Source organism: Halorubrum sp. SP3 (assembly GCF_005435195.1).
Taxonomy (GTDB): Archaea; Halobacteriota; Halobacteria; order Halobacteriales; family Haloferacaceae; genus Halorubrum; species Halorubrum sodomense.
In genome coordinates this window covers 261-546 of record NZ_SGTU01000279.1, presented here as the reverse complement: position 1 = coordinate 546, position 286 = coordinate 261, and positions in this window count along the sequence as shown.

The window sequence follows — 286 nt, the reverse complement described above, 5'->3', positions numbered from 1 at the left end:
TGCTCGGCGACGGCGATTCGGTCACCATCTGCGTCGAGGGCGTCGGCGAGCTCACGACCGAGTTCGTGACGGAGTAGGTCCGTCGCGCCGTCGGAATCTGAGAGCGGTTCCTGCTGTCGAGGCTCCGTTGATGCCTTAGTTCCAGAATCATATTCATTGGAAACATTTGAGGTACGAGAAAACATTTATTGGTAAAATATATTTCTGAACCGTGTCAGATTCGTTTCCGACCGGCGCGGTCCCGATAGCAATACTCGCTGGGCTGCTGTGGATCGTCGACCCGGTA